Origin of the sequence: Paenibacillus sp. BK033, from assembly GCF_004345425.1 — a bacterium.
Lineage (GTDB): Bacteria > Bacillota > Bacilli > Paenibacillales > Paenibacillaceae > Pristimantibacillus.
In genome coordinates this window covers 586,049-612,812 of the sequence record NZ_SLVP01000002.1, presented here as the reverse complement: position 1 = coordinate 612,812, position 26,764 = coordinate 586,049, and the positions used below count along the sequence as shown (strand labels likewise).

Below are 26,764 nucleotides of genomic sequence, written 5' to 3'. Positions count from 1 at the left end.
GCATGGTCCGAGTAAAACTGGATAACGACCCGGAGAATGACCTCAAGGACAAGGATAAGGCTGACAATGAAACGATGGAACGTACATTAAGCAGATTGGACATGCGGTTAAGCAAAATCGCGACCGATATGGAACGGACGCAAATCGCGGATTACGTGGATTTGCTTAATCATCCGCTCCGGCTCATGTGGCGCAATTTGCTTGGCGGTCTGTCGAGAGGCGTCGGCATCGCGATTGGATTTACGTTCTTTGCCGCTACCATTCTGTATGTGCTGCGGATAATCGGTGCGCTGAATCTGCCGATCATCGGCGATTATATAGCGGATATCGTACGTGTCGTACAAATCCAGCTGGAAGGCAAAATTTATTAGAAAAAAGGCGGGAGGTGCAGCGCACCCTCCGCCTTTTTTTCATTCCCGTCATTCCAGCTCAAGCTCATGATCGCCTTCTTCATGATCCATATACTGCTTGTAATGACGGTTGCGGATAACGGAAACATGGTTGCCGGTAATATCCGTCGCCACAAAGCTTTCGTAGGATTCAACGAAGCCGTCGTTCTCGTCCGCTTCGATGCCGATATGATCATAATCGTCGACATTGTTATTTTCCGAGTATGCGGGAGATTCGGACGTTCCCCATTGCTCGACAATTTGCCAAGCGTCTTCGCCGTCGAAGCCGTTATAATCATCGTCATCCCGGCTGGATCTGCCAAAAGGAGGGGCGAGAAATTCCTCTTCGACCGGCTGCTCATGAGAAGTTTCCTGTCTTGGCGCATGCTCGACGCAGTACAGCGCATCGGGAAGAGCCTCGAGCCTTTCGTCGGGAATCGGCTTCCCGCAGGTACGGCATTGGCCGTAAGTGCCATTATCCATTGCCTCAAGCGCCGCAGAGATGCGAGCCAGATGAAGATCTTCCTTCTCAAGCAGCGCAAGATCCTTGGAGCGCTCGAACATTTCGGTACCGAGATCCCCCGGATGATTGTCTATAGGGGATAACTCGCCCGTATTATCGCGCAGCGAAGAGGCAAGCCCATTATGTTCGTTATGGGACTGGCGTTCCTCTATCTCCCGTTTCTCCGCCTCGAGCCGGCTTCGAAGTTGTGCAAGCTGGGTTGCATTCGGCATCGGTTGCACCTTCCTTAGATGAAATAGGTAAGACGTTTCGTATCTTTAGCTATAGTTTTCGCAAACCGGCTTTTTTTATAAAGGACTTCATTGGAAAGGGTGGACTACTGGCTCAGATGCTGGCCCTTATGCTACAATACAGTAGTTTGGTACAAACTAGGAGGGATACGATGCGTTTTTATTATTACTTGATTGCGGCAGCAGCATTTTTGCTGGACTTGATCACCAAAAAAATCATTGTGGCTCAGCTTGAAATCGGTGAGCAAATCAGCGTGATCGGCAATTTCTTTCTTATTACCTCGTATCGGAACCGCGGCGCGGCATTCAGCATTTTGCAGGAACAGCGGGTGTTTTTCATTATCATCACTGTTCTTATCGTCAGTGCAATTATCTGGTATATCCAGGCCTCCAGAAAATCAGGAAAGATATGGCTTCTGACCGGGCTTGGCCTTGTGCTTGGCGGGGCGGTCGGCAACTTCCTTGACCGTGCGATCGCCGGGGAAGTGGTTGATTTTCTGATGTTTAATTTCGGCAGCTATACGTTCCCGATCTTCAACATAGCGGATTCCGCTATTTGCGTAGGCGTAGCATGCATATTAATCGATACCTTGCTGAATTCGAAGGAAGATTCGAAACGAATCGGCAACAGAGAGGACAAGGACCAAAACGAGCATGAGCAGCAACCTGTTTAATGAAAATGATGATTTGTTGGAATTCGAGGCAGCCCCGGAGCAGGCAGGAGAACGAATCGATAAATTCGTGACGGACAGCCTGAACGAGGATTCCATATCCCGCACGCAAGTGCAGGAATGGATCAAATCCGGAGCGGTGCTTGTCAATCAGAATGCCGTAAAACCGAACTACAAGCTGTCTTCCGGAGATCTGGTAGCCATCCGCGTGCCGGAGCCGGAGGATGCGGCAATCGAAGCCGAAGATATTCCCCTTGATATTGTGTACGAGGATGCGGACGTGATTGTCATCAACAAACCGAGGGGTATGGTTGTCCATCCTGCGCCGGGACATTCCTCCGGAACGGTCGTGAATGCCTTGATGCATCATTGCAAGGATCTGTCTGGCATTAACGGCGTGCTTCGCCCTGGCATCGTGCACCGTATCGATAAAGACACATCCGGCCTCTTGATGGCGGCCAAAAACGATCTTGCGCACGTTTCCCTTGCCGGGCAGCTGAAGGAGCACTCCGTTTCGCGCAAATATATTGCCCTGGTCCACGGCAATCTGCCGCATGATCAAGGCACAATCGATGCTCCAATCGGCCGCGACCAGAATGATCGCAAGCTGTTTACGGTCACGGACCGCAATAGCAAGCATGCCGTTACCCATTTCGTAGTGCTCGAGCGTATTGCGGACGACTACACGATTGTAGAGCTGCAGCTGGAGACGGGGCGTACGCATCAAATTCGCGTTCACATGAAATATATCGGTTATCCGCTTGCGGGAGATCCGATGTACGGCCGCAACAAAACGGTGGCACTTAAAGGACAAGCGCTGCACGCGGCGGTTCTGGGCTTCAAGCATCCGCGGACCGGAGAGTTTCTGGAGTTTGAAGCACCGATTCCAGCCGACATGGAGCATGTGATTAATTCTCTCCGTCTTCGTTAATTAGCCAAGATGAACGTTCAAAGGCATGTGCGGAAAAATGCAAACTTTTCAGCATATTATTCATTATTTCAACGCAAAAAGTAAGCTATTCTAAAAAACGATGCTTTACATTAAATAGCCATCAAAAACATGGACTCTGTTCAAAGGCATGTGCTACAATGTTCGGGAAAAAGGCTTGTCCTTATGAACAGTTGCTGGTGATGAAGGAGAGACGAAAAGCGATGCAAAACATGGAACAAACAATGGAAGTAATCAATTACATCAAGAACGGCAAGAAAGTTACGCCGGTGAAGGTATACTTCAAAGGCAAAATCTCATCGGCTAACGCTGAAGTGAGGGTATTCGATTTCGGCGACGGCGGCGTGCTGTTCGGCGACTGGGCGGAAGTCCAAGCATTGCTCGAGAACGAGAAAGAAAACATTGAATACTACGAAGTGGAGAACGACCGCCGCAATTCCGCAATTCCGATGCTCGATCTGAAGGGCATTAACGCCCGCATCGAGCCGGGCGCGGTCATTCGCGACAAAGTCGAAATCGGCAACAACGCGGTTATCATGATGGGCGCAACGATTAACATCGGCTGCTCGATCGGCGAAGGTACGATGATCGATATGAACGCAACGCTTGGCGGACGCGTGCAAGTCGGCAAAATGTGCCACGTTGGCGCAGGCGCCGTGCTGGCTGGCGTAATCGAGCCGCCATCCGCTCTTCCGGTTGTTATCGAAGATGACGTTGTCATCGGCGCTAACGCGGTAGTTCTGGAAGGCGTTCGCGTTGGCAAAGGCGCTGTTATCGCAGCAGGGGCTATTGTTATCGAGGACGTCCCTGAAAACGCGGTTGTCGCAGGCGTCCCTGCCCGCATCATCAAGATGGTTGACGAGAAAACGAAGTCCAAGACGATCATTGTTGAAGGTCTTCGCGATTTGAAATAATAGCTTTTCAGCGCGCGCCATCTATGTGGCGCGTGTTTCCTTGTTTGGAGGGGCTGACGAATGCTTGTGGTTGGCCTCTTGCATGTTGCAGGAGGGAGTTGATGGAATGAGCAAGTTTGTGGAGTTAAGGCGGAAGTTTCACCAGATTCCCGAGCCGGGCTTTCAAGAGTTTAAAACGCAAGCCTTGCTGCTCGAGTATATTAACGGACTGCCGCAGGAGAGGCTGGAAGTGCGGACCTGGCGTACCGGCATCTTGGTTCGCGTGAAAGGCCTAATCGGGGAACGCTGTTTAGGTTATCGGGCGGATATGGACGGGCTGCCCATTGAAGAAGATACCGGCTACGAGTTTCGTTCGACGCATTCCGGCTATATGCATGCCTGCGGACATGATCTTCACATGGCCATTGGTCTTGGGGTATTGACGGCAATCGTCGAGCAGCCGGTCAATGACGATGTTCTGTTCGTGTTTCAACCGGCCGAAGAGGGTCCGGGCGGAGCATTGCCGATGCTTCAAAGCGAAGAGTTTAAAGAATGGAAGCCGGATTTTATGATGGCGCTGCATATCGCCCCGGAATATCCGGTAGGCACAATCGCAACGCGTCCGGGCATATTATTCGCCAACACCTCGGAGCTGTTTATCGATATCATTGGCAAAGGCGGCCACGCGGCGTATCCGCACCGTGCCAACGATATGATTGTTGCGGGGGCAAGCCTCATCATGCAGCTGCAATCGATCGTCTCGCGCAACGTCGATCCGCTCGATTCCGTAGTTGTGACGTTAGGCAAGATCGAAGGCGGCACAAAGCAGAACATTATCGCGGAGCGGGTGCGCCTCGAGGGTACGATCAGAACCTTGAGCGCAAAGTCGATGAGCGATGTGAAAGCGCGTATCGAGTCGCTGCTGGACGGGCTTAAAGTCAGCTTTGGCTGTCAGACCGAGCTTGATTACGGCTCGAATTATTATCAGGTTTATAATAACGAACAAGAAGCCCAGCGATTTATGGATTGGGTTCGCGCTTTTGAGGGCGTGCAGCTCGTCGAATGCACCGAAGCAATGACCGGAGAAGACTTCGGCTATTTCCTTCAAGATATCCCGGGTCTTATGTTCTGGCTTGGCGTAGATACGCCGTATGGCCTGCATCATGCCAAGCTGGAGCCGCAGGAGGACGCGATTGGAGTTGCGATCGAGGTCGTCTCGAATTATTTGCGGCATCGTTCATCATAAAGAAAGCTGCTTTGCGCAAGTCGCAAAGCAGCTTTTTTGTGTGGCGGATAGATTAAAGTCCTTCTGCAAAGGAATGAATGCGGTCCAAGGCTTCTTTCAGCACTTCCATGGAGCAGGCGTACGAAATGCGGATGTAATTGTCGCCGTAAGGCGCAAACGCGGCGCCGGGCACGACCGCAACCTTTTTCTCCTCGAGCAGCCGGTGCGCGAAAGTCGTGGAGTCGAGTCCAAACTTCTCAATCGAAGGGAAGATGTAGAAGGCTCCGTTTGGCTTTACCACATCGAATCCGGCTGCGACAAGCCGGTCGAAAGCATAGTCGCGGCGACGAGCGTATTCGTCTCTCATCGGCAGCGCGTCGTCAAAGCCGGCAGTCAATGCTTCTACCGCCGCCGCTTGGCTAATCGAGCTGGCGCATGTTACGTTGTATTGATGCACTTTTACAATGTGCCGCGCCAGATAGGCAGGCGCGAACAGCAGTCCGATGCGCCATCCGGTCATGGAATGCGATTTGGACAATCCGTTTATGACGATTGTCTTGTCGCGCATGCCGGGCAGTGCCGCAATGGAAGAATGCGTTCCGTCGAATGCAAGCTCGCTGTAAATTTCATCGGATAGGATAAATAATTCGCGTTCATCCACCAGAGCGGCAATCTCCTTGAGCTCGTTCAGCGTTAACGCGCAGCCTGTCGGATTCGAAGGCGACGCAAGCACGATGCAGCGCGTCCGTTCCGTCAAATGCTGTTTGATCAACTCGGCCGTTAATTTGAAACCGTTGCCCGTTGTGTCGACGTGCACCGGCTTAGCGCCGCACATGCGGATAATCGGCTCGTAGCCCGGATAAATGGGGCCCGGCAGGAGCACCTCGCTGCCTTCCTCAAGTATCGTACGGAACGCAACGTCAATCGCTTCGCTCGCGCCGACCGTTACGATAACCTCTTCCGAGGGATCATAAACAAGCCCGTATTTATGCTGAACGAAGCTTGCTGCCGCTTTTCGCAATTGCAGGGTTCCTGCGTTTGGCGTATATACCGTTTCCCCGTTGTCGATCGCATGCTTGGCTGCTTCGAGGATGTGCTGCGGCGTAGGAAAATCCGGTTGCCCGATTGTGAGCGACAGCACTCCTTCATATTGACTAACCTTGTTGGCCATTTTCCGGATGCCGGAAACTTCGATGCCTCGAACATCCGCTCTAATTAAATGTTCCATGCTTGCTTTCACCTGTCCCGTCTATGTACGTTATGGATGGTATTCATCTTAACATAAAGGGCTTGGCACTTCGAGAGGGGGATGGAGGCTTGCCTATCAGAAAAAGTTATTTCATTAATCATAAAATGTCCCTGTAATAAAATTAACGGCGGTGCAGATGATAAAAACATTCGATTGCGCAGTTTGCTTTTTACCTGCACAACCCTTGACATCCATTGCCCGACGCGGTACAATTCTTTTGATATATGGCAGTACCTTTAAATCAGCCCCGTGAGGCTGGCAAGGTAGCGTGAATAACAGATCTGCCACACTTGGAACAGGGCCTTAGCCTAACCGTATCCTGCTGGGATAGCGGCGGTTAAGTCGACCCTCTATGTGTGGCTGGTCTCAGGCTCCTTGCGTTGTTGGCAAGGAGCCTTTTTTCGTCTCCTTGCCGACAGGCGCGATTGATTATCCGAGAGCGAAGGAGGCGGTAACGGTGGAAGAAGAGCATCTGGTCATAATGGACGAGACGGCGATCCGAAGAGCACTCACGAGAATTGCCCACGAGATCGTGGAGAAGAACAAAGGCATTGATAACTGCGTTCTCATTGGCATCCGCACAAGAGGGATTTACCTGGCAAGAAGAATCGCGGATCGCATTCAGGATATCGAAGGCAAGCCGGTTGAAGTGCGAGAGCTCGATATCACCTCTTACCGGGATGACCGCAAAGCCGCATCCGTGGATACCCGTGTGGAGCTGGCTGCGGTAATCGGCGATTTGAATGGCGAAGTGTTCTCCGCGCATGATAAGAAAGTTATCCTGTGCGACGATGTCCTCTTCACCGGTCGCACGATCCGTGCAGCCATGGATGCCCTGATGGATTGCGGAAGACCGGAAAGCATCCAGCTGGCCGTTCTGGTGGACAGAGGCCACAGAGAGCTCCCGATCCGGCCTGATTACGTCGGCAAAAACGTACCGACCTCCAAGCAAGAGCAAATTGACGTCTCGTTAACGGAAATCGATCTGAAGGACCAAGTCATGATCATACACCAGAGGGGGCAGGTCTGATGACGACGATGACACAGCTTAAACAACGCAGTTTGCTTGGACTTAAAGATCTTGGCAAAGAAGAAATTGAATCGATTTTGGATCGCGCGGCCTACTGGGAACAACACCCGGCCAAGGTGCACAATGTGATGCAGGGCAAATTCGCGGCGAACATGTTCTTCGAGAACAGCACAAGAACCCGTTTTTCTTTCGAAGTCGCGGAGAAACGCCTCGGAGCGGAGGTGCTGAACTTCTCGGCTGCCGTGTCGAGTGTGCAGAAAGGCGAATCGATCTACGACACGGTCCGCACGCTGGAATCGATGGGGATCGACGTCGGAATTATCCGGCTGAAGCCTATCGGCGTTCTTGCCGAGCTGGCAACCAAAATCCAAGTGCCGCTTATCAACGCGGGCGACGGCAATAACGAGCATCCGACGCAGGCACTGCTCGACTTATATACGATGCGCAAGCATTTCGGCAATCTGAACGGTCTGACCGTATCGATCATCGGTGACGTTCTTCACAGCCGGGTAGCACGCTCCAACCTGTGGGCGCTCCGCAAGTTTGGCGCGAAGGTGCAATTCTGCTCGCCAAGCAATATGACAGCGCCTGAGCTTGATGCGCCTTACGTATCGATGGATGAAGCCCTGAAAGCCGACGTGGTGATGATGCTTCGCGTACAGCTTGAGCGCCATGAGAGCGGCATGCTGAACTCGGCGGAAGCTTACCGCGAGCAATTCGGCCTGACGGTTGAACGCGCAAGCCGGATCGCAGAGCATGCGATCATCATGCATCCGGCTCCAATCAACCGCGGCGTTGAGATTGACGACGAGCTGGTTGAGCATCCGCAATCCCGCATTTTCCCGCAAATGGCTAACGGAGTGCCGGTTCGGATGGCGGTTGTTGAACGGGCACTGAGCTAACACGAATAAATTCCGGAAGGTGAACAAAACAATGTCAGTATGGATTATTAACGGTAACGTATGGGATAAAGCTTCTGGAAGCTTGCAAAAGAAACATATCCGCCTCGAAGGGGAGCAAATCGCGGAGATCGTTGACGGCTCTAGCGCGCCGGACACAGGTTCAGCGGAAGTCATCGACGCGGCAGGCAAGCTCGTATCGGCGGGCTTCATCGATATGCACGTCCATCTTCGCGACCCGGGCTTCGAATATAAAGAAGACATCGCAACAGGCACAAGATCGGCTGCAAAAGGCGGATTCACGACAATCGCTTGCATGCCGAATACCCGCCCTTCGGTGGATACGCCAGAGACGGTGAAATACATTCTGGACAAAAATGCGGCGGAAGGCATTGTAAAGGTTCTTCCTTACGCAGCGATTACGAAAAACCAGCTGGGCCGCGAGCTGACCGACTTTGCCGCTTTGAAGGAAGCGGGAGCAATCGGCTTCACCGATGACGGTGTGGGCGTGCAAAGCGCGCAAATGATGAAGGATGCCATGGCGCTCGCGCAATCGATGAATATGCCAATCATCGCGCATTGCGAAGACAACACGCTGGTTGAAGGCTTGTACGTGAGCGAAGGCTCCTTCTCCCGCAAGCATGGGCTGAAAGGCATCCCGAACGAATCGGAAGCCATCCATGTCGGCCGCGACGTTCTGCTCTCCGAAGCAACGGGCGCGCACTACCATGTATGCCATGTCAGCACGGAGCAGTCGGTTCGCCTGATCCGTCTCGCGAAGCAGATCGGCGTACGGGTAACGGCCGAGGTTTGCCCGCATCACCTGGTTTTGTCCGATGAAGATATCCCGGGCTTTGACGCGAACTGGAAAATGAACCCGCCGCTGCGCACGCCACGCGACGTAGAAGCGGTTATCGAAGCGCTGGAGGACGGCACGATCGATATGATCGTTACCGACCATGCACCGCATAGCGCGGAAGAGAAAGCGCGCGGCATGCAGCTTGCGCCGTTTGGCATCGTTGGCTTCGAAACGGCTTTCCCGCTGCTCTACACGAAGTTCGTGCAAACAGGCAAATGGACGCTGGGCTTCCTGCTTGACCGCATGACAGCAGACCCGGCCCGCGTGTTCGGCTTGCCTACCGGCCGTCTTGAAGCGGGAGCGCCTGCGGATCTTACTATCGTGGATCTGGAAAACGAGCGTGCGGTTGACCCGTCTTCGTTCGCATCGAAGAGCAACAACACGCCATTTGGCGGATGGAAGCTGCAAGGCTGGCCAGTGGCTACAATCGTTGACGGCAAGATCGTGTACAACGAATCCGCTAACTAATAGAACATACGAAGACCTGATGAGGAGTGATACGGATGCAAGCAAGATTATTGTTGGAAGACGGAACGTTGTTTACGGGACAATCTTTCGGCGCGGAGACGCAAACGTTCGGAGAGGTTGTTTTTAATACAGGGATTACAGGTTACCAGGAAGTATTGTCCGATCCGTCCTACTGTGGACAAATCGTTACCATGACTTATCCGCTGATTGGCAACTACGGGATTTCCCGCGACGACTTCGAGTCGATCCGCCCAAGCATTCACGGGTTTGTAGTACGCCGTTACGAGCCGGTTCCAAGCAACTGGCGCGCGCAATATTCCCTCGGCGACCTGCTGAAGGAATATAACATCCCGGGCATCACAGGCATCGACACGCGCATGCTGACCCGTATTCTCCGCCAGCATGGCACTATGAAAGGCATTCTTACTACAGGCAACGAACGTGTAGAAGAGCTTCAAGAGCGTCTTGGCGGCATCCAGCTGATGACCGACCAAGTGGCCCGTACTTCGACCAAATCGGTCTTCTCCAGCCCGGGCTTTGGCCCTCGCATCGTGCTTGTCGATTTCGGCGCGAAAAGCGGCATTCTGCGCGAGCTGACGCAGCGCGGCTGCGACGTCGTGGTTGTTCCGCATAACACGACGGCTGACGAAATCCGCAAATTGGCTCCGGACGGCATTCAGCTCTCCAACGGCCCTGGGGACCCGAAGGACGTTCCTTACGCGGTGCAAATGATCAAAGAACTGCTCGGCGAATTCCCGATCTTCGGTATCTGCCTTGGCCACCAGCTGTTCGCTCTGGCTTGCGGCGCGGACACAACGAAGCTGAAGTTCGGCCACCGCGGCGGCAACCATCCTGTCAAGGAGCTGGCTACGGGCCGCTGTTACGTCACTTCCCAGAACCATGGCTACACGGTTCTCGAAGATTCGATCAACAGCACGGAGTTGACAGTTACGCACATCAATAACAATGACAAGACCATTGAAGGTCTGAAACATAACAAATACCCGGCGTTCTCCGTGCAATATCATCCGGAAGCTGCGCCTGGCCCGTTTGATTCCAGCTATCTGTTCGATGAATTCCTGGACATGATCCGCGACCACAAACAAAACAACCCGCAAAAACCTCGTCAAGCTGTGCTGGCGGCAACGTTGAAAGGAGAACTTCAATATGCCCAAAAATAATGAACTCAAAAAAATTCTCGTTATCGGCTCCGGCCCGATTGTCATCGGACAAGCGGCGGAATTCGACTACGCCGGCACGCAAGCCTGCCAAGCGCTGAAGGAAGAAGGCTATGAAGTCGTTCTGATCAACAGCAACCCTGCAACCATCATGACGGATACGAACATGGCGGATAAAGTCTACATCGAGCCGATTACGCTTGAATTCGTATCCCAAATCATTCGCCAGGAGCGTCCGGACGGACTTCTACCGACGCTTGGCGGACAGACGGGTCTGAACATGGCCGTAGAACTTGCACGCGCAGGCGTTCTGGAAGCGGAAAACGTGAAGCTTCTTGGCACGCAGCTGACTGCGATCGAGAAAGCGGAAGACCGCGACCTGTTCCGCGACCTGATGCGCGAACTGGAACAACCGGTACCTGAGAGTGTTATCGTAACGACGGTCGAAGATGCGGTAACCTTCGCTAACGAAATCGGTTATCCGATCATCGTTCGTCCGGCCTACACGCTGGGCGGCACGGGCGGCGGTATCTGCGCGAACGAAGAAGAGCTTCGCGATACCGTTGCATCGGGTATCCGTTACAGCCCGATCAGCCAGTGCTTGATCGAGAAATCGATCGCCGGCATGAAAGAAGTCGAATACGAGGTTATGCGCGACGCGAACAATAACTGTATCGTCGTCTGCAACATGGAAAACTTCGACCCGGTTGGCGTCCACACCGGCGACAGTATCGTCGTAGCGCCATCCCAAACGCTGTCCGACCGCGAGTACCAAATGCTCCGTTCGGCGTCGCTGAAGATCATCCGCGCCCTCAACATCGAAGGCGGCTGTAACGTACAGTTCGCGCTGGATCCGCATAGCTTCCAATACTATGTGATCGAAGTTAACCCGCGCGTAAGCCGCTCGTCGGCACTGGCATCGAAAGCAACGGGTTACCCGATCGCGAAGATGGCAGCGAAGATTGCTGTAGGCTACACGCTTGACGAAATCGTTAACCCGGTTACCGGCCAGACGTACGCTATGTTTGAGCCAACCCTTGACTATATCGTATCGAAAATCCCGCGCTGGCCGTTCGACAAGTTCGTTAACGCGAACCGCAAGCTCGGCACGCAAATGAAAGCAACAGGCGAAGTTATGGCGATCGGCCGTACTTTCGAGGAATCGATGCATAAAGCGGTTCGTTCCCTGGAAATCGGCACGCACCGCATTCACCTGAAGGAGGCGGCAACGCTCGATGACGCCGTACTGCAGACTCGCCTGGCTAAGCCGGACGACGAGCGCATGTTCCTCGTAGCGGAAGCATTCCGCCGCGGTTACAAGCTGCAGGACGTGCAGGACATCACGAAAATCGACTGGTGGTTCCTGGATAAGATCCAAGGCATCGTTGAATTCGAGGATCAAATCCGCCGCGAGGTGGCACTGTCCCGCGAAACGCTGTACGAAGCGAAACGCAAAGGCTTCTCCGACCGTTCCATCGCCGAAATCCGCAAGGAAGGCTTCCCGAACGGCAGCCATACGAACGAGCATGATATCCGCGCGTTCCGCAAAGAGCTTGGCTTTACGCCAGTGTACAAAATGGTAGATACCTGCGCGGCCGAGTTTGAAGCTTCGACGCCGTACTACTACTCGACTTACGAAACGGAAAACGAAGTAACGGAATCGTCGAAGGAGAAAGTACTCGTGCTTGGCTCCGGTCCAATCCGTATCGGTCAGGGCATCGAGTTCGACTACTCGACGGTACACGCGGTATGGGCGATTCAAAAAGCCGGCTACGAAGCGGTTATCATCAACAATAACCCGGAGACGGTATCGACGGACTTCAGTACTTCGGACCGCCTGTACTTCGAGCCGCTGTTCTTCGAGGACGTAATGAACGTGATCGAGCAAGAGAAGCCAATCGGCGTAATCGTACAGTTCGGCGGACAAACGGCAATCAACCTGGCTGCTCCGCTTTCGAAAGCAGGCGTACGCATTCTCGGTTCCAGCCTCGAGAGCATCGACACGGCGGAAGACCGCAAGAAATTCGAGAAGCTGCTCCGCGACCTGAGCATTGCACAGCCTGAAGGCAGCACGGTTACTTCGGTTGATCAGGCGGTAGAAACCGCTCAAAAACTCGGTTATCCGGTTCTCGTTCGTCCGTCCTACGTACTTGGCGGCCGCGCGATGGAGATCGTATACTCCGATGAAGAGCTTCTGAGCTACATGGAAGTTGCGGTAAAAATCAATCCGGAGCATCCGGTACTGATTGACCGTTACATGCTGGGCAAAGAAGCAGAGGTTGACGCGATTTGCGACGGCGAAACCGTTCTGATTCCTGGCATCATGGAGCATATCGAGCGCGCGGGCGTTCACTCCGGCGACTCGATCGCGGTATATCCTCCGCAATCGCTGTCGGACGATATCAAGAACCAAATCGTCGACATCACGGTTAAAATTGCTAAAGCACTTAAAGTTGTTGGACTTGTAAACATTCAATTCGTTATCCATAACGAAAAAGTATACGTCATCGAAGTTAACCCGCGTTCGTCCCGTACCGTGCCGTTCCTTAGCAAAGTAACGGACCTGCCGATGGCGAACCTGGCAACAAAAGCAATCCTGGGCACAAAGCTGGCCGATCTTGGTTATGTAGACGGCCTGTGGCGCGAAGACAACTACGTATCGGTTAAAGTGCCGGTATTCTCCTTCGCGAAGCTGCGCCGCGTCGACCCGACGCTGACTCCGGAGATGAAATCGACGGGCGAAGTAATGGGCCGCGACGAGAATTATGCCAAAGCCTTGTACAAAGGCCTGATTGGCGCAGGAATGAAAATTCCAATGTCCGGTGCGATCGTTGCGACAGTAGCGGACAAAGATAAAGAAGAAGCGACTGAGCTGCTCCGCGGCTTCTACGATTTGGGGTATAAAATTATCGCAACAGGCGGAACGGCCGATACGCTTGAAGCTGCGGGCATGCGCGTAAGACGCGTGAACAAGCTGAGCGAAGGCGCTCCAAATATCCTCGACCTGATTCGCGAGGGCGAAGCGCAATTCGTTGTTAATACCTTGACGAAGGGGAAAACGCCTGAACGCGACGGGTTCCGTATTCGCCGCGAAGCGGTAGAGAACGGCGTCGTATGCATGACATCGCTTGATACGGTTCGCGCATTGCTCCGCATGCTCGAGTCGATCAACTTCTCCTCGCGCCCAATGCCGGTGCTGCAGAAGTAATTGAATACATGAAAGCACGGCCAGCGCCGGTTGCTTTCGGCGGCAGAAGCTTTTAAACATCGCTTCTGCCCCGAAGCCGGCGGATGGCCGTTTATTTCGGCCTCGGAAGCGAAAGGAGACTTTGATTGCGATGAGTTTAACAAGACAACAAGCGGCAGGCAAAGTTATGGTTGCCCTTGACTATGCGGATGCGGCTTCTGCCGAGCGCTTGCTCGGCGAGCTGGAAGGCATTCCGTGTTATATGAAGGTTGGCATGCAGCTCTTTTACGCGGCGGGTCCGTCGTTCGTGGAAGACTTGAAGAAACGCGGCTATCGCGTCTTTCTGGACGTGAAGATGCACGACATTCCGAATACGGTAAAAGGCGGCTCGAACAGCGTAACGAAGCTGGGCGTGGACATGTTTAACGTGCATGCGGCCGGCGGCGCCGCGATGATGGAAGCAGCTGTCGAAGGCGCGGAAGCCGCGCTCTCGAGCGGACAAGCAAGACCGGCTATTATTGCGGTAACGCAGCTGACCAGCACCAACGCAAAGGTATTAAATGAGGAGATCGGCATTCCTGGCTCGGTCGAACAGGCGGTAGTCCGTTATGCGGAATTGGCGAAACGCGCTGGACTAAGCGGCGTCGTAGCTTCACCGCTTGAAGTAGAAGGGATCAAAGCCGCATGCGGCACGGATTTCCAGACGGTAACCCCGGGCATTCGCCCGACATGGGCGGCAACCAACGACCAGTCCCGCATTATGACGCCTCGCGAAGCCTTGCTGCAAGGTACCGACTATATGGTAATCGGTCGTCCGATTACGGCGGCGGCCAGCCCGCGTGAAGCATTGGAATCTATCATTGAGGAGCTGATTTAAGCTATGACGAATGTAACCTTATCGGAATTGCCGCGCGCAATCGCAACAAAACTGCTGGAGATTGAAGCCGTGGCGCTTCGCCCGAATGATCCGTTTACTTGGACTTCCGGACTGAAATCGCCGATCTACTGCGATAACCGTCTGACGATGACTTACCCTGAAATCCGCGACATGATCGCGGAAGGTTTCGCTGCCGTCATCCGCGAACGTTATCCGGATGCCGAAGTCATTGCCGGAACTTCAACCGCAGGCATCCCGCATGCGGCATGGGTAGCTCAAAAACTCAATCTGCCTATGGCTTACATCCGCGATAAAGCTAAAGGCCACGGCAAGCAGAATCAAATCGAAGGCCGCATCAACCCTGGTCAAAAGGTTGTCGTTATCGAGGACCTCATCTCGACTGGCGGCAGCTCGCTGAAAGCGGGCCTGGCGGTTCGCGAGGCAGGCGCGGAGGTACTGTCCGTTCTGGCGATTTTCACCTACCAGTTCGAGAAAGCCGCGAACGCATTTGCGGCGGAAAATATGCCGCTTGAAACGTTGTCCAACTACGGAGCGCTTATTGAAGCGGCTGTTGAAATCGGCAAAGTGCAAAGCGAGGACATTGCAACGCTGCAGGCGTGGCGCGCAAATCCGGAAGCTTTCGGCAAATAAAAGCCGGCCGTTCTAATGAAGAGCGAAGAGCAAATCCCGAAACGGGATTTGCTCTTTTTTTGTTTTCACGATTCGACATAAAATTTTGCGAAATGTTTGCGCCCGTTATTTCGAACATTCTTTCATTTGCCGATATCTTAGTAGGTCGAGTAATTTAAGATTGCTGAAATGGGGAGTCGTGCAGATGAGATTTAACTTAAGGTGGAAAATGGCTTTGATCGGGGTATTACCGCTTGTTTTCTATGTCTTCTCGGGGATCTATTCGCTGACGGAGCTGGTGCAGGTGAACAAGACGATGTCCGATGAAGTATACGGCGTGTCTGCCCGTTCTACTTCGCTTATTTTGAATGCGGATCGTGATTTATATCAAGCCTATTCCGCTTATCAATATTTAGCCTTTGGTGAATTAAACGAAGAGGGCGCGAAGGTTTGGAATGATGTGTTTTCTGAAAATCTGAAGGAAGCGGAAGACCGCGTGAATGAGGCCAAGGCGATCTTCGAGGCCAATAAGCTGCTTGAGTATCATAGCGGAGACGGCAGTGCCACAATTGGACAGCTTGTACAGGATTTTGACGCGGATTTCAAAGCATGGTCCTCGTTTGCAAGCGGCGAGCTTCAATCCGGTAAAGCCGCGGCCAAGGATGCGGAAATTCACGAGAAGTACGAGAAGGCACGGACAGGCTTGGATGATCTCTTTAATCTGCTGGACAGCTATGCCAAGCAGCAAATCGAGGACAGCAATGAACAGCTGGCATCAACGAAAACCGGCAATTACATCGGCATGGGGATTGCAACCTTATTGCTGGCGGCGCTTATCTACTACTTGATCCGCAGCGTGATGAAGACGGTATCCGCCGTGAAGACAAGAACAAGGCTGGTGGCGGAAGGTGATTTGACCGCGGAACGAAACGTCAAATACAGCAAGGATGAGCTTGGGGACAGCTTGCGCTCCGTGGACGAAATGATTGGCGTGCTGAAACGGCTCATCACGTCCATTTCAACGAATGCCAAGCATGTGGCCGACTCCACGTCCCAACTCAATATCGTATCTCAGGAATCCTCCACCGCCTCGCAGCATGTGGCCGCGAATATCCAAGAGGTAACAAGCGGGACGGAAGTGCAGGCACGCAGCGCCGAGGAAACGGCAAAGGCGATTGACGAGATGGCTATCGGCATTCAGCGTCTTGCGGAGAACACATCCGCTTCTGCCGAGCAGTCGGCTTCAACGGCGATTGAAGCAGGCGAGGGACAGGAAGCGCTTGGACGTCTGATTAAGCAGATGGGCGAAATCAAAGAGGTTATCGGTCAGCTGGCGGTTATGATCGAGACACTGGAGAACCGTTCCCAGCAGATTGGCTCCATCGCCGAGAACATTACCGCCTTTGCGAACCAGACGAATATTTTATCGCTCAACGCCTCTATTGAAGCGGCGAGGGCAGGCGAGCAAGGACGCGGCTTCGCCGTCGTTGCGGGCGAAATTCGCAAGCTGGCGGCAAGCTCCCTGGAGTCCGCGGGCAGCATTCATCAGCTGGTTGCCGAGACAAGAGGCGAAATTGCGGGAGCTTCGGGCTATATGGCCCGGACGCTGGAGGAAGTGCAGCGCGGCAACAGCCGGGTAGAGGAGCTGCAGAACAGGTTGTCCGTTATTGTGGCGGCCATCGATACGATGACCGGGCAGCTTCAGGAGAATTCGGCCATTACCGAGCAGATGTCGGCCAGCTCCGAAGAGGTTAATGCCTCGATGGATCAAGCTGCCTCTTCGGCCGCCGCTAACCTGGAACGTACCGAAAGCGTTGCGGCGGCAACGGAAGAGCAGCTGGCTCTCATGGAGAGCCTTGCTTCCGCGGCAAGCCAATTGGATGGCGTCGCCCGCGAGCTTACTAGAGAAGTAAATTATTTTAAAGTGAACTAGGAACCGAAATAGCAAAAAGACTGCGAAAGGTATCGCGCATATGTCCGGGTTAACGGCAATATGAACGATGCCTTTTTATTTTTTAGAATAAATTTCTTCCGTTTGGAACTTTTTCTTAGCGAGCTGCGTCTAACGATTTAGATGAGAATTATGAAAGAGAGATAGGGGAGGTATCGCATCCGTTCATGGCGGCAACAGACAAGGAAGAACGATTAGATGGAGGGCAGCAGGACAACGAATTACATAACAGCAGGTTGCTGTCGGTTGTAGACGTGGAAAGAACATTTCAGGCCGGAGGAGCGCCCCTGCGCGTTCTGAAGGGACTTCATATGGAATTGAAGCCGGGCCAGCTTGTTATGCTCCGGGGCCGTTCGGGCTCCGGGAAAACAACGCTGCTGAATTGCCTCGGAGGACTGGATACGCCAAGCAAAGGCGAGATCTGGTTTAACGGCAAGCCGTTTCACAAATTGAACGATACCGAGCGCACGTTGATCCGGCGCAAGGAAATGGGCTTTATTTTTCAGGCGTTTGCGTTAATGCCTTTGCTCTCGGCGTGGGAGAACGTGGAGCTGTCGCTCCGGATGGCCGGAATCCCCCGTTCCGAGTGGAAGGAGCGGGTTGCTTATTGCCTTGAGCTGGTAGGCCTTGAGAAAAGGATGCACCACCGTCCGTTCGAGCTGTCGGGGGGCGAGCAGCAGCGCGTGGCAATCGCGAAGGCTATTGCGCATAAGCCGATTCTCTTATTGGCGGATGAACCAACCGCGGAGCTCGACTCGAACATGTCCGCGCAGATTATGGCGGTCTTTCAAAATATTATTCGCACGGAACAAGTTACGATTTGCATGACAACTCACGATCCTACAATTTTGGAGGTTGCCGATCATGTCTATGAAATGGTGGACGGGAAATTTATATAAGCGTTCCGCGGCTGTAATGATTGCGGCTTCGGTCTTGATGACGAGCGGCTGTTCTTTGCTGCCCGATGAACCGGAAGAGGAGGTGCTGCCGTCCATCGCACCACCTCAAATCTCCAAGAAGCCGGAATACGAAGTGACGACGGCCACTTTGGAGACGAAGGTGCAGGTTATCGGGAAGATGATCTCGCAGCAGGAAGAGACGCTTTATTTTACGCTGGACGGTATGCGCCTGAAGGAACTGAACATTAAAGCCGGCGATCAGGTTAAGGCGGGCCAGACGATTGGCGTGCTGGACGTCGAGTTGATGCAGAAGGATCTACGCAACCAGAAGCTGGCGTTCCGCAGGGAAGAGACGGCGATGAAAGAAGCGCTTCAGAGCAAGGACGAAATGGATCCGATCGAATTCGAGGAGAAGTCCATTGCTTTCGAGGAGAAGAAGCAAGCGCTCGCGGACCTGGAGGAGCAGATCAGCCGCTCGGTTCTAACGGCTCCGTTTAGCGGGACGGTTGTTACGCTGAACGTACAGAAGGGCGATCTGATCAAAGCTTACGACCCGATAGCCGTTATCGCGGATACAAGCCTGCTAGTACCGGCAGCCAAGCTGACGAAGGACGAACAAGCCAAGATCGCGGTAGGCATGCCGGTCGTCGTGGATATCAACAATGCCGGGCAATTCAAGGGTACCGTTAAGGCGCTCCCGGTGACCTCCACCGATTCGAACAACGGCGGCGGCAACGGAGGCGGCGGTGGCCAACAGCCGGAGAGAGAACGCCCGGAAGACTTCATGATTATCCAAGTCAAGGATTTGCCCAAAACGATTAGCCGCGGTACGCCATTATCCATTAACGTAATCACGAAAAGGAAGGAAAACGTCGTCGTTATTCCGCCATCCACCCTCCGTACGATCGGTTCCAGAACCTATGTCCAGGTTGTAGACGCGGAAGGGAAGCGGGAGGTGGACGTCGAGGTTGGCCAGCAAACGGCAACGCAGATCGAAATTATCAAAGGACTTACGCCAGGCCAGAAAGTTGTAGGTAAATAGCATGGGGATTCCATTATTCCGATTTCTGTTCCGCAAAATGTGGAATACCCGCTGGCTCACGTTAAGCACTTTAGCCGGTCTTATTATGGCCGTTGCTTTCGCAACGAGCATTCCGATGTACGCGGACGGCGCTTTAAAGCGCGTCGTTGCCCAGTCGCTGCAGGAGAAAAGCGACGGCCTTCCCGCAGGCTCGCTGCTGATGCGCTATCAGGTGCCCGGAGGCGAGAAGACGGATCCTGCCGCCTTAAAAGAGATGGAACGCTTCATTAAAGACGATGTTCCGGGCCTTATCGGCTTTCCGTACCAGACGAAGCTGTCGAGCTATTCGATCCGGGGCGCCGAGGTTGTACCGGAGGATCCGACAAAGGTCGATGCAAGCCGCATTCGTCAAATGACGATTATGACGATGGCGGACCTCGAGGAGAAAACCGAAATTACGCAAGGACGCTGGTTCAAGAATACGGAAGGCGAAGACGACGTACTCGAAGCGGTCATGCTGGAGGAAGGGATGTACCGCAACGACCTCCATGTCGGCGATATTCTAGAGTACCCCGTTTACGGCGGGATGGATATGACCCTTCGCGTCAAAATCGTTGGCGTCGTAAAGCCGCTTAATCAGACCGATCCTTATTGGTACCAAGGCTTGGAAGGCATGATGAATACGCTGCAGATCAGCGAGGACGAGTTTATGGGATCGCTGATTCAGAAAGCGGGCATCCCGGTTAACAACGCAAGCTGGTATTACGCGTTTGATCTGTCGCAGATCAAGACGAGCGAACTGTCCCCTCTCGGAAGAACGCTGGACCGTCTCAACATCGATTTGTACCAGAAGCTTAAAGGCGCAAAGGTCGAAATTTCGTTCGCCTCCACGCTGACGGAATTCAAGAAGCAAAGCCTGCAGCTCCAGACGCTTCTCTTCACGCTTGCAGCCCCGATGCTGGCGATGGTGTTCTACTTTATCGCGATGAATGCCCGCCAGTCGCTCGATAAGCAGCGAAGCGATATAGCCGTTTTGCGAAGCAGGGGAGCGGGAACCAGGCAGATCATATGGATTTATTTGCTCGAGGGTCTGCTGCTTGGAAGTCTGGCCATCGTGGCGGGACCGTTTATAGGGTGGTTTATGGCCAAAAGCATAGGCTCCGCGGACGGCTTCCTGTCCTTCGTTAACCGGAAATCGATTCCGGTAGGCTTCTCGACCGAAGCGATTATCGCCGGGGCAGCGGCCGTTTTGCTGGCGGTGCTTTCTACCGTCATTCCGGCGGTTATCTATGCGCGCTCCTCGATTGTCAGCTACAAGAGAGAGCTCGCGCGTTCGGACCGCGGTCCGTTATGGCAGCGTTGGTTCCTCGATGTTTTATTGCTGGGAGTGGCCGGATACGGCTGGTATATGTTTAATGAACGACAGATGTTATCCTTCCAGACCGGCATGACAACCGACCAGTTAAACGTCCAACCGTTCTTGTTCTTTGTGCCGGCATTATCCATCTTTGCGCTTGGCCTCGTCTGCTTGCGGTTGTTCCCGTGGCTGCTGAAGCTGTTTAACTGGCTGGGACGCAAATTCCTTCCGGTACCGCTTTATTTGACGCTGACGCAGCTGTCGCGTTCATCCAATGGGTACTACCCGCTTATGATTTTGCTTATTCTGACGCTTGGTCTTGGCGTGTATAACGCTTCCGCGGCGCGGACTATCGATCTTAACTCCACCGAACGCACGCTGTACAAATACGGTACGGATGTTACCGTCCAGACGGTATGGGAAGGTACGGTCGAGGTGGTTCGGCCTAGCGGCGGGAACAACGGCAATGGGGGAAGCGGCGGTGGAAACGGCGGTGGAAACGGCGGTAATGGCGGCGGAGGCGGTAACGGTGGCGGTGGCGGCCAGCAGCCGGTACCAACCCGCATTTTGTATAACGAACCGCCGTTTGAGATCTTCCGCAAGCTGGAAGGCGTTGAGGCTGCTGCCCGCGTTCTCCAGACGAAAGGCAATGTGGTTGTTTCGGGCCGGTCAATCGGGCAGGGCAGTATCATGGGGATCGATAACGTGGACTTTGCGAAGGTCGCATGGTTCCGAAGCGATTTGTTCCCGATCCATCCATACAACTATCTGAATTATTTAGGCATGTATGAGCAAGCGGCGCTTATTCCGTCCAATGTAGCGGATAAATACCAGCTTAAGCCCGGGGATCTGATCTCGGTAGGCTTCCCGGAGGGCATGCTCGATTTCGTTGTCGTAGGCATTCTTCCGTATTGGCCGACGCAATATCCCGATCAGTCGCCGTTCGTTATCACGAATCTGGATTACATCTACGATCAGCTGCCGATGATGCCTTACGAGGTATGGCTCAAGATGAAGCCGGATGCGAAGGTGGCGCCAATCGTGGAGGAGCTTCAGAAGGCTGGCATCGATATCGCCAATATCAAGGATGTGCGCTCGGAGCTGATTACCCAATCGAAGCTTCCGACAAGAGGCGGCGTATTCGGGATTCTTAGTCTCGGCTTCCTCGTATCGGTCATCGTTACCTTAACCGGCTATGTGCTGTATTGGTTCTTTAATCTATCCGGCCGGGTCGTGCAATTCGGCGTATTGCGGGCGATGGGTCTTTCCAGAAGACAGCTGACCGGCATGCTGCTGCTTGAGCAGCTGTTTACGGCGGGGCTCTCTATCGGATTAGGCATTCTGATCGGCAAGATTACGAGTCTTATCTTCCTGCCCTTCCTGCAGACCGCGGAGAATGTGGCGGATACGGTTCCGCCTTTCCGGGTCGTCTTCGACTCAAAGGACACGAATCAGCTTTACGCGGTCGTTGGATTTATGATGGTGACGGGAGCCGTGCTGCTCTTCCTGCATATCCGCAGACTGCGCGTTCATCAGGCGGTCAAAATGGGAGAGGAGCGGTAAACAACATGATTACATGCGAAGGGCTCGTCAAAATTTACAAAAGCGACGATCTGGAGGTCGTCGCCCTGCAAGGCCTGAATCTGAAGGTCGAAGACGGAGAGCTTATGGCTATCATAGGCAACAGCGGCAGCGGTAAATCGACCCTGCTGAATATATTGGGCGGTCTCGACCGCCCTTCCGCCGGCTCCGTCCATGTCGGGCCATGGGACCTGCTCAAAATTTCCGAAGACGATCTTGTGAAATACAAGCGGGAAACCGTCGGCTTCATCTGGCAAAATAACGCCCGGAACCTGCTGCCGTATCTGACGGCTCTGGAAAACGTGGAAATGCCAATGATGCTCTCGGGCAAGGTCGACCGGGCTTATGCCAAGCAGCTGCTGGAATGGGTTGGTCTCAAGGAAAGGATGCACAACAAGCTGCATCAGCTCTCCGGCGGTGAACAGCAGCGCGTGGCTATCGCCATTTCGCTGTGCAACCGTCCAAAGCTATTGCTTGCCGACGAACCAACCGGTTCCGTAGATACGGCAACTTCGGATCTCATTATGGGGATATTCCGAAAGCTCAACAGGGAGCTTGGCGTAACGATCGTTATCGTTACCCACGATCTTACGCTTGCCGGCAAAGTGGACCGTGTCGTTGCCATCCGCGACGGATTAACGAGCACGGAATTTCTGAAACGCAATCCGAATATGATTCCCGGTGGAGGTGAGGAAGAGCAGGAGGAGAAGGGACTTCAAGCCGTTCATGAGGCTTACGTTGTCGTGGATCGTGTCGGCCGACTGCAGGTACCGAAAGAATATTTGAGCGCACTAAACATTAAAGACAAGGCATCGATGGAATTTGACGGCGAGCGGATTATTATTACACCGCCGAAATCACTGGGGGGTTAGGAACCGAATGAAGAGGAAATGGGCGTCTAAAGTTACTTTCTTGTCCTTATCACTAATTATGTCGACATCGCTGCTGGCAGCCTGCAACAAAGGCTCCGAGAGCACGGCGGAGAAGCATGTGCTTCGTCTTGGCGTCTTGTACGGAGGAGCGGATAACGAGTCGTACGTCCGCCAGCAATATACCGATACGTATGAAATGATGCACAAGAACATCGATTTCGAAATCGTAAGCGCGATTGATTACAACGATCAACGATATGATACACCGGATCCAAACGGCGTCGTAAAACAGCCGGATCCGTTCGCGAAAATGAAAGAAATGTTGACAGGCGACAATCCGGTTGACGTGGTTATTCTGGATTACAGCATGCTTCGCCGTTTGATCCAAGACAATCTGCTTCAGCAGCTGGATCCGCTTATTCAGAAAAGCAAATTCGATCTGACTGATTATGTGCCAACCGTTATCGACGGCATCAAATCGGCGGACGACAGCGGCAATATTTACGCTTTGACGCCTACTTTCAGCTCTTCCGCCCTTTACTACAACAAAAAATTGTTCGCTGATCAAGGCATCGATCTTCCAACGGACAATATGACGTGGGATGAAGTCATCAACCTGGCTTCGCGCGTAGCTACCGGCGAAGGAGCGGACCGCAAGTTTGGCCTCTCCATTAACCGTTGGGCAGGAGACGGCTTCAGCGATGTTCAGACCTATGCGGCTCCATTGCAGCTGAAGATGTGGGATGACAAAGGCGAGAAAATGCTTGTAAACAACGAGCAATGGGAATCCGCTTGGACTGCGGTAGCCAACCTTTACAAGCAAAAAATTTCTCCTAGCCAGGAGGATATGAACGCTTGGCAGACGAAGATTTCCACCGATAATCCAGGCGCCTACAATCCGCTTGGCAGCGATATGTTCCTGAACGGAAAAGTCGCGATGACCATCGCGGAATACGGCTACGTAAATGAGATCAGCAACGCGATGAACAATGCTTCGAAGATTAAGAACTTCACGCCTTTCGACTGGGATGTCGTGACGATGCCGACTCAAACATCCAAACCTGGCATCGGGGGCAATATCTACTTCAGCCAGCTGATGGGTATCAACGCGAAAGCGCAAAACCCAGACGATGCTTGGGACTTCGTGCAATTTACGAACAGCAAGGATTGGGCAGAGCTGAAATCGCGCAGCTCGTATGAGCTGGTTGCGCGCAAAGAATTCCTGAAACCGAAAGACGGAATGAACTACAACATCAACGCGTTTACGACGCTGAAGCCGATTCCTCCGCAATCGACCGATACGGAGAAGCTGCAGCGCGAGAAACCGGGCATCTGGGAAGCGCAGTCTCCTGGTTACGAATTGTTCCAGAAGGTCATTAAAGGGGATATATCGGCGAAGGAAGCGCTCCAGGAATGGGAGACAAAAGGAAACGCCGTCCTTGAGAAATTAAAGACGAATCCGAATGGCGGCACCGGTGAGGGCGTCGGCGGCGGCGGTCCAATCGTTAAACCGCTTGACGACACGGCCGTAGAAGCCGTACCGGCAGGCTAATTCGTAAAACAAAGAAGCGGCTGTGCAGATTAAATCTGGCACAGCCGCTTTTTTCGCTCTTATAAGCAATAGAGAGCGGAGGAACATTCGAGTGCTCAGCTCCTGCTCCTAATTCTATCCCAGCAGACCAAAGCTCTTATCGATATGCCAGACACCGCTGGCTGTCTTGCGAAGAAGATGAAGCTGATCAATCGACGAGGTCAGATCGACGGCCGACATCCGGAGATTGCCGTAAAGATCATGGAGCTCATCCGGCGGCATATTTTGCCCGATCGTCACATGCGGGGTGTAGACGAAGTTCGGTGCCGGAACTTGAAGCGGCCCGGCGCAGACGGCTTCATGGAGCCGGATCATGGGCGTTGGATCTTCCAGCGCCAAATACAGCACGTGACTTGCGGGATAAAAGGAAGAGACGCGGTTAAACCGGACCTGAAGCGGTTTGGTTTGCGAAGCGACGGCTTCCAGATGCTCGGTAATAGCCGGTAATTGCGCATCGGAGAGCTCTTCCTTGTCCCGGACCGTCATATGCGGCGGAATGATCGAATAATGCGGATCATGTCGAATACGCCAGCTGTCGGCGAAGTCCTGTACAGCTTTTGAAGGGAATACCGCAATACCGTAAAGCATACTCATCAGCTCCTTTATTCGAAAATCGGAAAGTATAAGCTATCTTTATCCTTTGCATATTTTTCACTTGCGAAACGTATGCGGTACCTCTTGAAGACGGCTCTTCGATCGATATTTTGATTATACCCGATTTGCTTGATTTCACCGAATTTGGGCATTATATATCGCGAGGAGGGATCCGTTATGAAATGGATATATTGGGTACGGCTATACGAAACCAAATTTCAGGCCGGCTGTCTCGTAAGAAGAATGGAAAATGACTGGTGGGTATACGGCTACGAATGCCCGCAGGAGATCGAGGTTTTCCGGTCGCGAAAAGGTCGTTACGGCGTGCGCTTTCTTGTTTAAAGCATATGTTGTGGAGGGCACAACGATATGTTCAAATAAAAAATGTTCATTTTTTTTCCTGGATGAGAAATAAATGCTTGACTCGGCATATAGGAGTATAGTATATTAATCCATGTCGCCATTTCAATTTGATGACTTTAACAAATGGATATCGCGGGGTGGAGCAGCTCGGTAGCTCGTCGGGCTCATAACCCGAAGGCCGCAGGTTCAAATCCTGCCCCCGCAACCAACCACTCGACCGAAACGTGATTCTGACGTTTATCGAGGGCCCTTAGCTCAGTTGGTTAGAGCGGTCGGCTCATAACCGATTGGTCGTGGGTTCGAGTCCCTCAGGGCCCACCATTTGAAGCATCAAGACAAATGCCGGGGTGGCGGAACTGGCAGACGCACAGGACTTAAAATCCTGCGGTGGGTGACCACCGTACGGGTTCGATTCCCGTCCTCGGCACCATTTTTCAGAACTACATAGGAATTATAAGATAAACCCCTTTCGGTTGGCCACGGTCAACGAAAGGGGTTTTTACTTGCGTTTGAATCTGGTTTGAGTATGGATGATTGTCCTCGAATCCTTTACAATAGGAAGACAATGTTGAAAGCAAAGGTGGTTCATGGATGGCGGGAAGCAAGCATTATGTCGTCTGGGTCGGCAAGCAGCCAGGCGTGTACAAGAGCTGGCCGGAGTGCCAAGCGCAGGTGAACGGATATCCGGAAGCGAAATACAAATCTTTTGAGTCCAAGGATAAAGCGGAAGCAGCGTATAAGGAAGGCTGGAAGAACCATTGGGGGCAGGGAAAAGGAGCGGCAGCGCCTGATGCTTCGCCTGCAAAGAAGAAACCCGGCTATTACGCCTCCAAATCGGCTGCAGCGGCTGAGGAGCAGGAGATTGATTATGACAGCATCTCCGTTGACGTTGGCACGCGGGGCAATCCGGGACCGGTTGAATATAAAGGCGTCGATACGCAAACGGGCGATATCCTGTTCTACGTCGGTCCTATTCCGAACGGCACCAATAATCTTGGCGAGTTTATTGCCGTTGTTCATGCCCTCGATTATCTCAAGAAGCAGGGAAGCAGCAAAACGATCTACAGCGATTCAAGGACGGCATTAAGCTGGCTCAGGAACAAGAAGATCGCTTCGAGTCTCGTAAGAAATGCTTCGACCAAGCAGATTTGGGAGCTGGCCGATTGGGCGCTGGACTGGCTGCGCAATAATACGTACAGCAATAAAGTCGTGAAGTGGAATACGGAAGAATGGGGAGAAATCCGCGCGGATTTCGGACGGAAATAAGGGAGAAGACAG

Annotated in this window: 23 protein-coding genes and 3 tRNA genes; 23 read left to right on the top strand and 3 right to left on the bottom strand. The window is 53.1% G+C overall.

What is annotated here, in order from left to right:
• Positions 1–2 precede the first annotated feature (2 nt).
• Positions 3–371, top strand: coding sequence for a DUF5665 domain-containing protein (locus EV294_RS09785; RefSeq protein WP_132306254.1), 369 nt, complete (start codon positions 3–5; stop codon positions 369–371).
• A 48-nt stretch (positions 372–419) separates the two neighbouring features.
• Here EV294_RS09785 and EV294_RS09780 read toward each other — a convergent pair whose 3' ends face one another.
• On the bottom strand, positions 420–1,124 hold the full coding sequence (locus EV294_RS09780) for a TraR/DksA C4-type zinc finger protein (RefSeq protein ID WP_132306252.1): 705 nt from the start codon (positions 1,122–1,124) through the stop codon (positions 420–422).
• A 170-nt stretch (positions 1,125–1,294) separates the two neighbouring features.
• Here EV294_RS09780 and lspA point away from each other — a divergent pair, with 170 nt between their 5' ends.
• The 4 genes from lspA to EV294_RS09760 all read left to right on the top strand — a co-directional run bounded on the left by lspA (position 1,295) and on the right by EV294_RS09760 (position 4,901).
• Positions 1,295–1,816: a signal peptidase II gene (gene lspA / locus EV294_RS09775; RefSeq protein WP_132306250.1), complete on the top strand. Its 522-nt coding sequence runs from the start codon at positions 1,295–1,297 to the stop codon at positions 1,814–1,816.
• Positions 1,797–2,744, top strand: coding sequence for an RluA family pseudouridine synthase (locus EV294_RS09770; protein WP_132306248.1), 948 nt, complete (start codon positions 1,797–1,799; stop codon positions 2,742–2,744). Before lspA ends, EV294_RS09770 begins: the two co-directional genes overlap by 20 nt.
• Before the next feature lie 221 nt (positions 2,745–2,965).
• Entirely contained in the window at positions 2,966–3,676 is a 711-nt protein-coding gene (gene dapD, locus EV294_RS09765; RefSeq protein WP_207918122.1) for a 2,3,4,5-tetrahydropyridine-2,6-dicarboxylate N-acetyltransferase, read from the top strand.
• 106 nt (positions 3,677–3,782) lie between these two features.
• Complete coding sequence (locus EV294_RS09760; RefSeq protein WP_132306246.1) at positions 3,783–4,901, top strand: N-acetyldiaminopimelate deacetylase; 1,119 nt, start codon at positions 3,783–3,785, stop codon at positions 4,899–4,901.
• A gap of 52 nt (positions 4,902–4,953) precedes the next feature.
• Here EV294_RS09760 and EV294_RS09755 read toward each other — a convergent pair whose 3' ends face one another.
• A complete protein-coding gene (locus EV294_RS09755) occupies positions 4,954–6,108 on the bottom strand; it encodes an aminotransferase A (RefSeq protein ID WP_132306244.1) in 1,155 nt (384 codons plus the stop codon).
• Between the two features lie 502 nt (positions 6,109–6,610).
• Here EV294_RS09755 and pyrR point away from each other — a divergent pair.
• The 13 genes from pyrR to EV294_RS09690 all read left to right on the top strand — a co-directional run bounded on the left by pyrR (position 6,611) and on the right by EV294_RS09690 (position 24,490).
• A complete protein-coding gene (gene pyrR, locus EV294_RS09750) occupies positions 6,611–7,159 on the top strand; it encodes a bifunctional pyr operon transcriptional regulator/uracil phosphoribosyltransferase PyrR (RefSeq protein ID WP_208403247.1) in 549 nt (182 codons plus the stop codon).
• Positions 7,156–8,061: an aspartate carbamoyltransferase catalytic subunit gene (locus tag EV294_RS09745; protein ID WP_132306240.1), complete on the top strand. Its 906-nt coding sequence runs from the start codon at positions 7,156–7,158 to the stop codon at positions 8,059–8,061. Before pyrR ends, EV294_RS09745 begins: the two co-directional genes overlap by 4 nt.
• Before the next feature lie 31 nt (positions 8,062–8,092).
• Positions 8,093–9,385, top strand: coding sequence for a dihydroorotase (locus EV294_RS09740; RefSeq protein WP_132306238.1), 1,293 nt, complete (start codon positions 8,093–8,095; stop codon positions 9,383–9,385).
• Between the two features lie 35 nt (positions 9,386–9,420).
• The gene (locus tag EV294_RS09735) at positions 9,421–10,566 is read left to right on the top strand and encodes a carbamoyl phosphate synthase small subunit (protein WP_132306236.1); all 1,146 of its coding nucleotides are present in this window, start codon (positions 9,421–9,423) and stop codon (positions 10,564–10,566) included.
• A complete protein-coding gene (gene carB, locus EV294_RS09730) occupies positions 10,553–13,771 on the top strand; it encodes a carbamoyl-phosphate synthase large subunit (protein WP_132306234.1) in 3,219 nt (1,072 codons plus the stop codon). Before EV294_RS09735 ends, carB begins: the two co-directional genes overlap by 14 nt.
• A gap of 130 nt (positions 13,772–13,901) precedes the next feature.
• The gene (gene pyrF / locus EV294_RS09725) at positions 13,902–14,627 is read left to right on the top strand and encodes an orotidine-5'-phosphate decarboxylase (RefSeq protein ID WP_132306232.1); all 726 of its coding nucleotides are present in this window, start codon (positions 13,902–13,904) and stop codon (positions 14,625–14,627) included.
• A 3-nt stretch (positions 14,628–14,630) separates the two neighbouring features.
• Entirely contained in the window at positions 14,631–15,278 is a 648-nt protein-coding gene (gene pyrE, locus EV294_RS09720) for an orotate phosphoribosyltransferase (protein ID WP_132306230.1), read from the top strand.
• A 184-nt stretch (positions 15,279–15,462) separates the two neighbouring features.
• Positions 15,463–17,190: a methyl-accepting chemotaxis protein gene (locus tag EV294_RS09715; protein WP_132306228.1), complete on the top strand. Its 1,728-nt coding sequence runs from the start codon at positions 15,463–15,465 to the stop codon at positions 17,188–17,190.
• Between the two features lie 185 nt (positions 17,191–17,375).
• Positions 17,376–18,107, top strand: a complete 732-nt coding sequence (locus tag EV294_RS09710; protein ID WP_132306227.1) for an ABC transporter ATP-binding protein — start codon at positions 17,376–17,378, stop codon at positions 18,105–18,107.
• Complete coding sequence (locus EV294_RS09705) at positions 18,073–19,149, top strand: efflux RND transporter periplasmic adaptor subunit (RefSeq protein WP_132306225.1); 1,077 nt, start codon at positions 18,073–18,075, stop codon at positions 19,147–19,149. The genes EV294_RS09710 and EV294_RS09705 overlap by 35 nt, the downstream gene beginning before the upstream one ends.
• A 1-nt stretch (position 19,150) precedes the next feature.
• A complete protein-coding gene (locus EV294_RS09700; protein WP_132306223.1) occupies positions 19,151–22,048 on the top strand; it encodes an ABC transporter permease in 2,898 nt (965 codons plus the stop codon).
• Between the two features lie 5 nt (positions 22,049–22,053).
• On the top strand, positions 22,054–22,938 hold the full coding sequence (locus tag EV294_RS09695; protein WP_132306221.1) for an ABC transporter ATP-binding protein: 885 nt from the start codon (positions 22,054–22,056) through the stop codon (positions 22,936–22,938).
• 7 nt (positions 22,939–22,945) lie between these two features.
• A complete protein-coding gene (locus EV294_RS09690; protein ID WP_132306219.1) occupies positions 22,946–24,490 on the top strand; it encodes an ABC transporter substrate-binding protein in 1,545 nt (514 codons plus the stop codon).
• A 114-nt stretch (positions 24,491–24,604) separates the two neighbouring features.
• Here EV294_RS09690 and EV294_RS09685 read toward each other — a convergent pair whose 3' ends face one another.
• Positions 24,605–25,117, bottom strand: coding sequence for a 2'-5' RNA ligase family protein (locus EV294_RS09685; protein ID WP_132306217.1), 513 nt, complete (start codon positions 25,115–25,117; stop codon positions 24,605–24,607).
• A gap of 183 nt (positions 25,118–25,300) precedes the next feature.
• On the opposite strand from EV294_RS09685, the gene EV294_RS30270 reads away from it, so the two are divergent.
• The 5 genes from EV294_RS30270 to rnhA all read left to right on the top strand — a co-directional run bounded on the left by EV294_RS30270 (position 25,301) and on the right by rnhA (position 26,752).
• Complete coding sequence (locus EV294_RS30270; RefSeq protein WP_015845421.1) at positions 25,301–25,465, top strand: hypothetical protein; 165 nt, start codon at positions 25,301–25,303, stop codon at positions 25,463–25,465.
• A 152-nt stretch (positions 25,466–25,617) separates the two neighbouring features.
• Positions 25,618–25,694, top strand: a tRNA-Met gene (locus EV294_RS09680).
• Positions 25,695–25,730: 36 nt separating this feature from the next.
• Positions 25,731–25,807: transfer RNA gene (locus EV294_RS09675), tRNA-Ile, on the top strand.
• Between the two features lie 20 nt (positions 25,808–25,827).
• Positions 25,828–25,916, top strand: a tRNA-Leu gene (locus tag EV294_RS09670).
• A gap of 161 nt (positions 25,917–26,077) precedes the next feature.
• Positions 26,078–26,752, top strand: a complete 675-nt coding sequence (rnhA, locus tag EV294_RS09665; RefSeq protein ID WP_132306215.1) for a ribonuclease H — start codon at positions 26,078–26,080, stop codon at positions 26,750–26,752.
• Positions 26,753–26,764 lie beyond the last annotated feature (12 nt).

What these genes read in the sequence shown, in the direction of transcription:
- EV294_RS09755 (WP_132306244.1), bottom strand. Translation starts at nt 6,108, where the DNA reads ATGGAACATTTAATTAGAGCGGATGTTCGAGGCATCGAAGTTTCCGGC.
- EV294_RS09710 (WP_132306227.1), top strand. Translation starts at nt 17,376, where the DNA reads ATGGCGGCAACAGACAAGGAAGAACGATTAGATGGAGGGCAGCAGGAC.
- lspA (WP_132306250.1), top strand. Translation starts at nt 1,295, where the DNA reads ATGCGTTTTTATTATTACTTGATTGCGGCAGCAGCATTTTTGCTGGAC.
- pyrR (WP_208403247.1), top strand. Translation starts at nt 6,611, where the DNA reads ATGGACGAGACGGCGATCCGAAGAGCACTCACGAGAATTGCCCACGAG.
- EV294_RS09700 (WP_132306223.1), top strand. Translation starts at nt 19,151, where the DNA reads ATGGGGATTCCATTATTCCGATTTCTGTTCCGCAAAATGTGGAATACC.
- dapD (WP_207918122.1), top strand. Translation starts at nt 2,966, where the DNA reads ATGCAAAACATGGAACAAACAATGGAAGTAATCAATTACATCAAGAAC.
- EV294_RS30270 (WP_015845421.1), top strand. Translation starts at nt 25,301, where the DNA reads ATGAAATGGATATATTGGGTACGGCTATACGAAACCAAATTTCAGGCC.
- EV294_RS09760 (WP_132306246.1), top strand. Translation starts at nt 3,783, where the DNA reads ATGAGCAAGTTTGTGGAGTTAAGGCGGAAGTTTCACCAGATTCCCGAG.
- EV294_RS09785 (WP_132306254.1), top strand. Translation starts at nt 3, where the DNA reads ATGGTCCGAGTAAAACTGGATAACGACCCGGAGAATGACCTCAAGGAC.
- EV294_RS09690 (WP_132306219.1), top strand. Translation starts at nt 22,946, where the DNA reads ATGAAGAGGAAATGGGCGTCTAAAGTTACTTTCTTGTCCTTATCACTA.
- EV294_RS09705 (WP_132306225.1), top strand. Translation starts at nt 18,073, where the DNA reads ATGTCTATGAAATGGTGGACGGGAAATTTATATAAGCGTTCCGCGGCT.
- pyrF (WP_132306232.1), top strand. Translation starts at nt 13,902, where the DNA reads ATGAGTTTAACAAGACAACAAGCGGCAGGCAAAGTTATGGTTGCCCTT.
- pyrE (WP_132306230.1), top strand. Translation starts at nt 14,631, where the DNA reads ATGACGAATGTAACCTTATCGGAATTGCCGCGCGCAATCGCAACAAAA.
- EV294_RS09735 (WP_132306236.1), top strand. Translation starts at nt 9,421, where the DNA reads ATGCAAGCAAGATTATTGTTGGAAGACGGAACGTTGTTTACGGGACAA.
- EV294_RS09770 (WP_132306248.1), top strand. Translation starts at nt 1,797, where the DNA reads ATGAGCAGCAACCTGTTTAATGAAAATGATGATTTGTTGGAATTCGAG.
- EV294_RS09695 (WP_132306221.1), top strand. Translation starts at nt 22,054, where the DNA reads ATGATTACATGCGAAGGGCTCGTCAAAATTTACAAAAGCGACGATCTG.
- EV294_RS09780 (WP_132306252.1), bottom strand. Translation starts at nt 1,124, where the DNA reads ATGCCGAATGCAACCCAGCTTGCACAACTTCGAAGCCGGCTCGAGGCG.
- EV294_RS09740 (WP_132306238.1), top strand. Translation starts at nt 8,093, where the DNA reads ATGTCAGTATGGATTATTAACGGTAACGTATGGGATAAAGCTTCTGGA.
- EV294_RS09685 (WP_132306217.1), bottom strand. Translation starts at nt 25,117, where the DNA reads ATGCTTTACGGTATTGCGGTATTCCCTTCAAAAGCTGTACAGGACTTC.
- rnhA (WP_132306215.1), top strand. Translation starts at nt 26,078, where the DNA reads ATGGCGGGAAGCAAGCATTATGTCGTCTGGGTCGGCAAGCAGCCAGGC.
- carB (WP_132306234.1), top strand. Translation starts at nt 10,553, where the DNA reads ATGCCCAAAAATAATGAACTCAAAAAAATTCTCGTTATCGGCTCCGGC.
- EV294_RS09715 (WP_132306228.1), top strand. Translation starts at nt 15,463, where the DNA reads ATGAGATTTAACTTAAGGTGGAAAATGGCTTTGATCGGGGTATTACCG.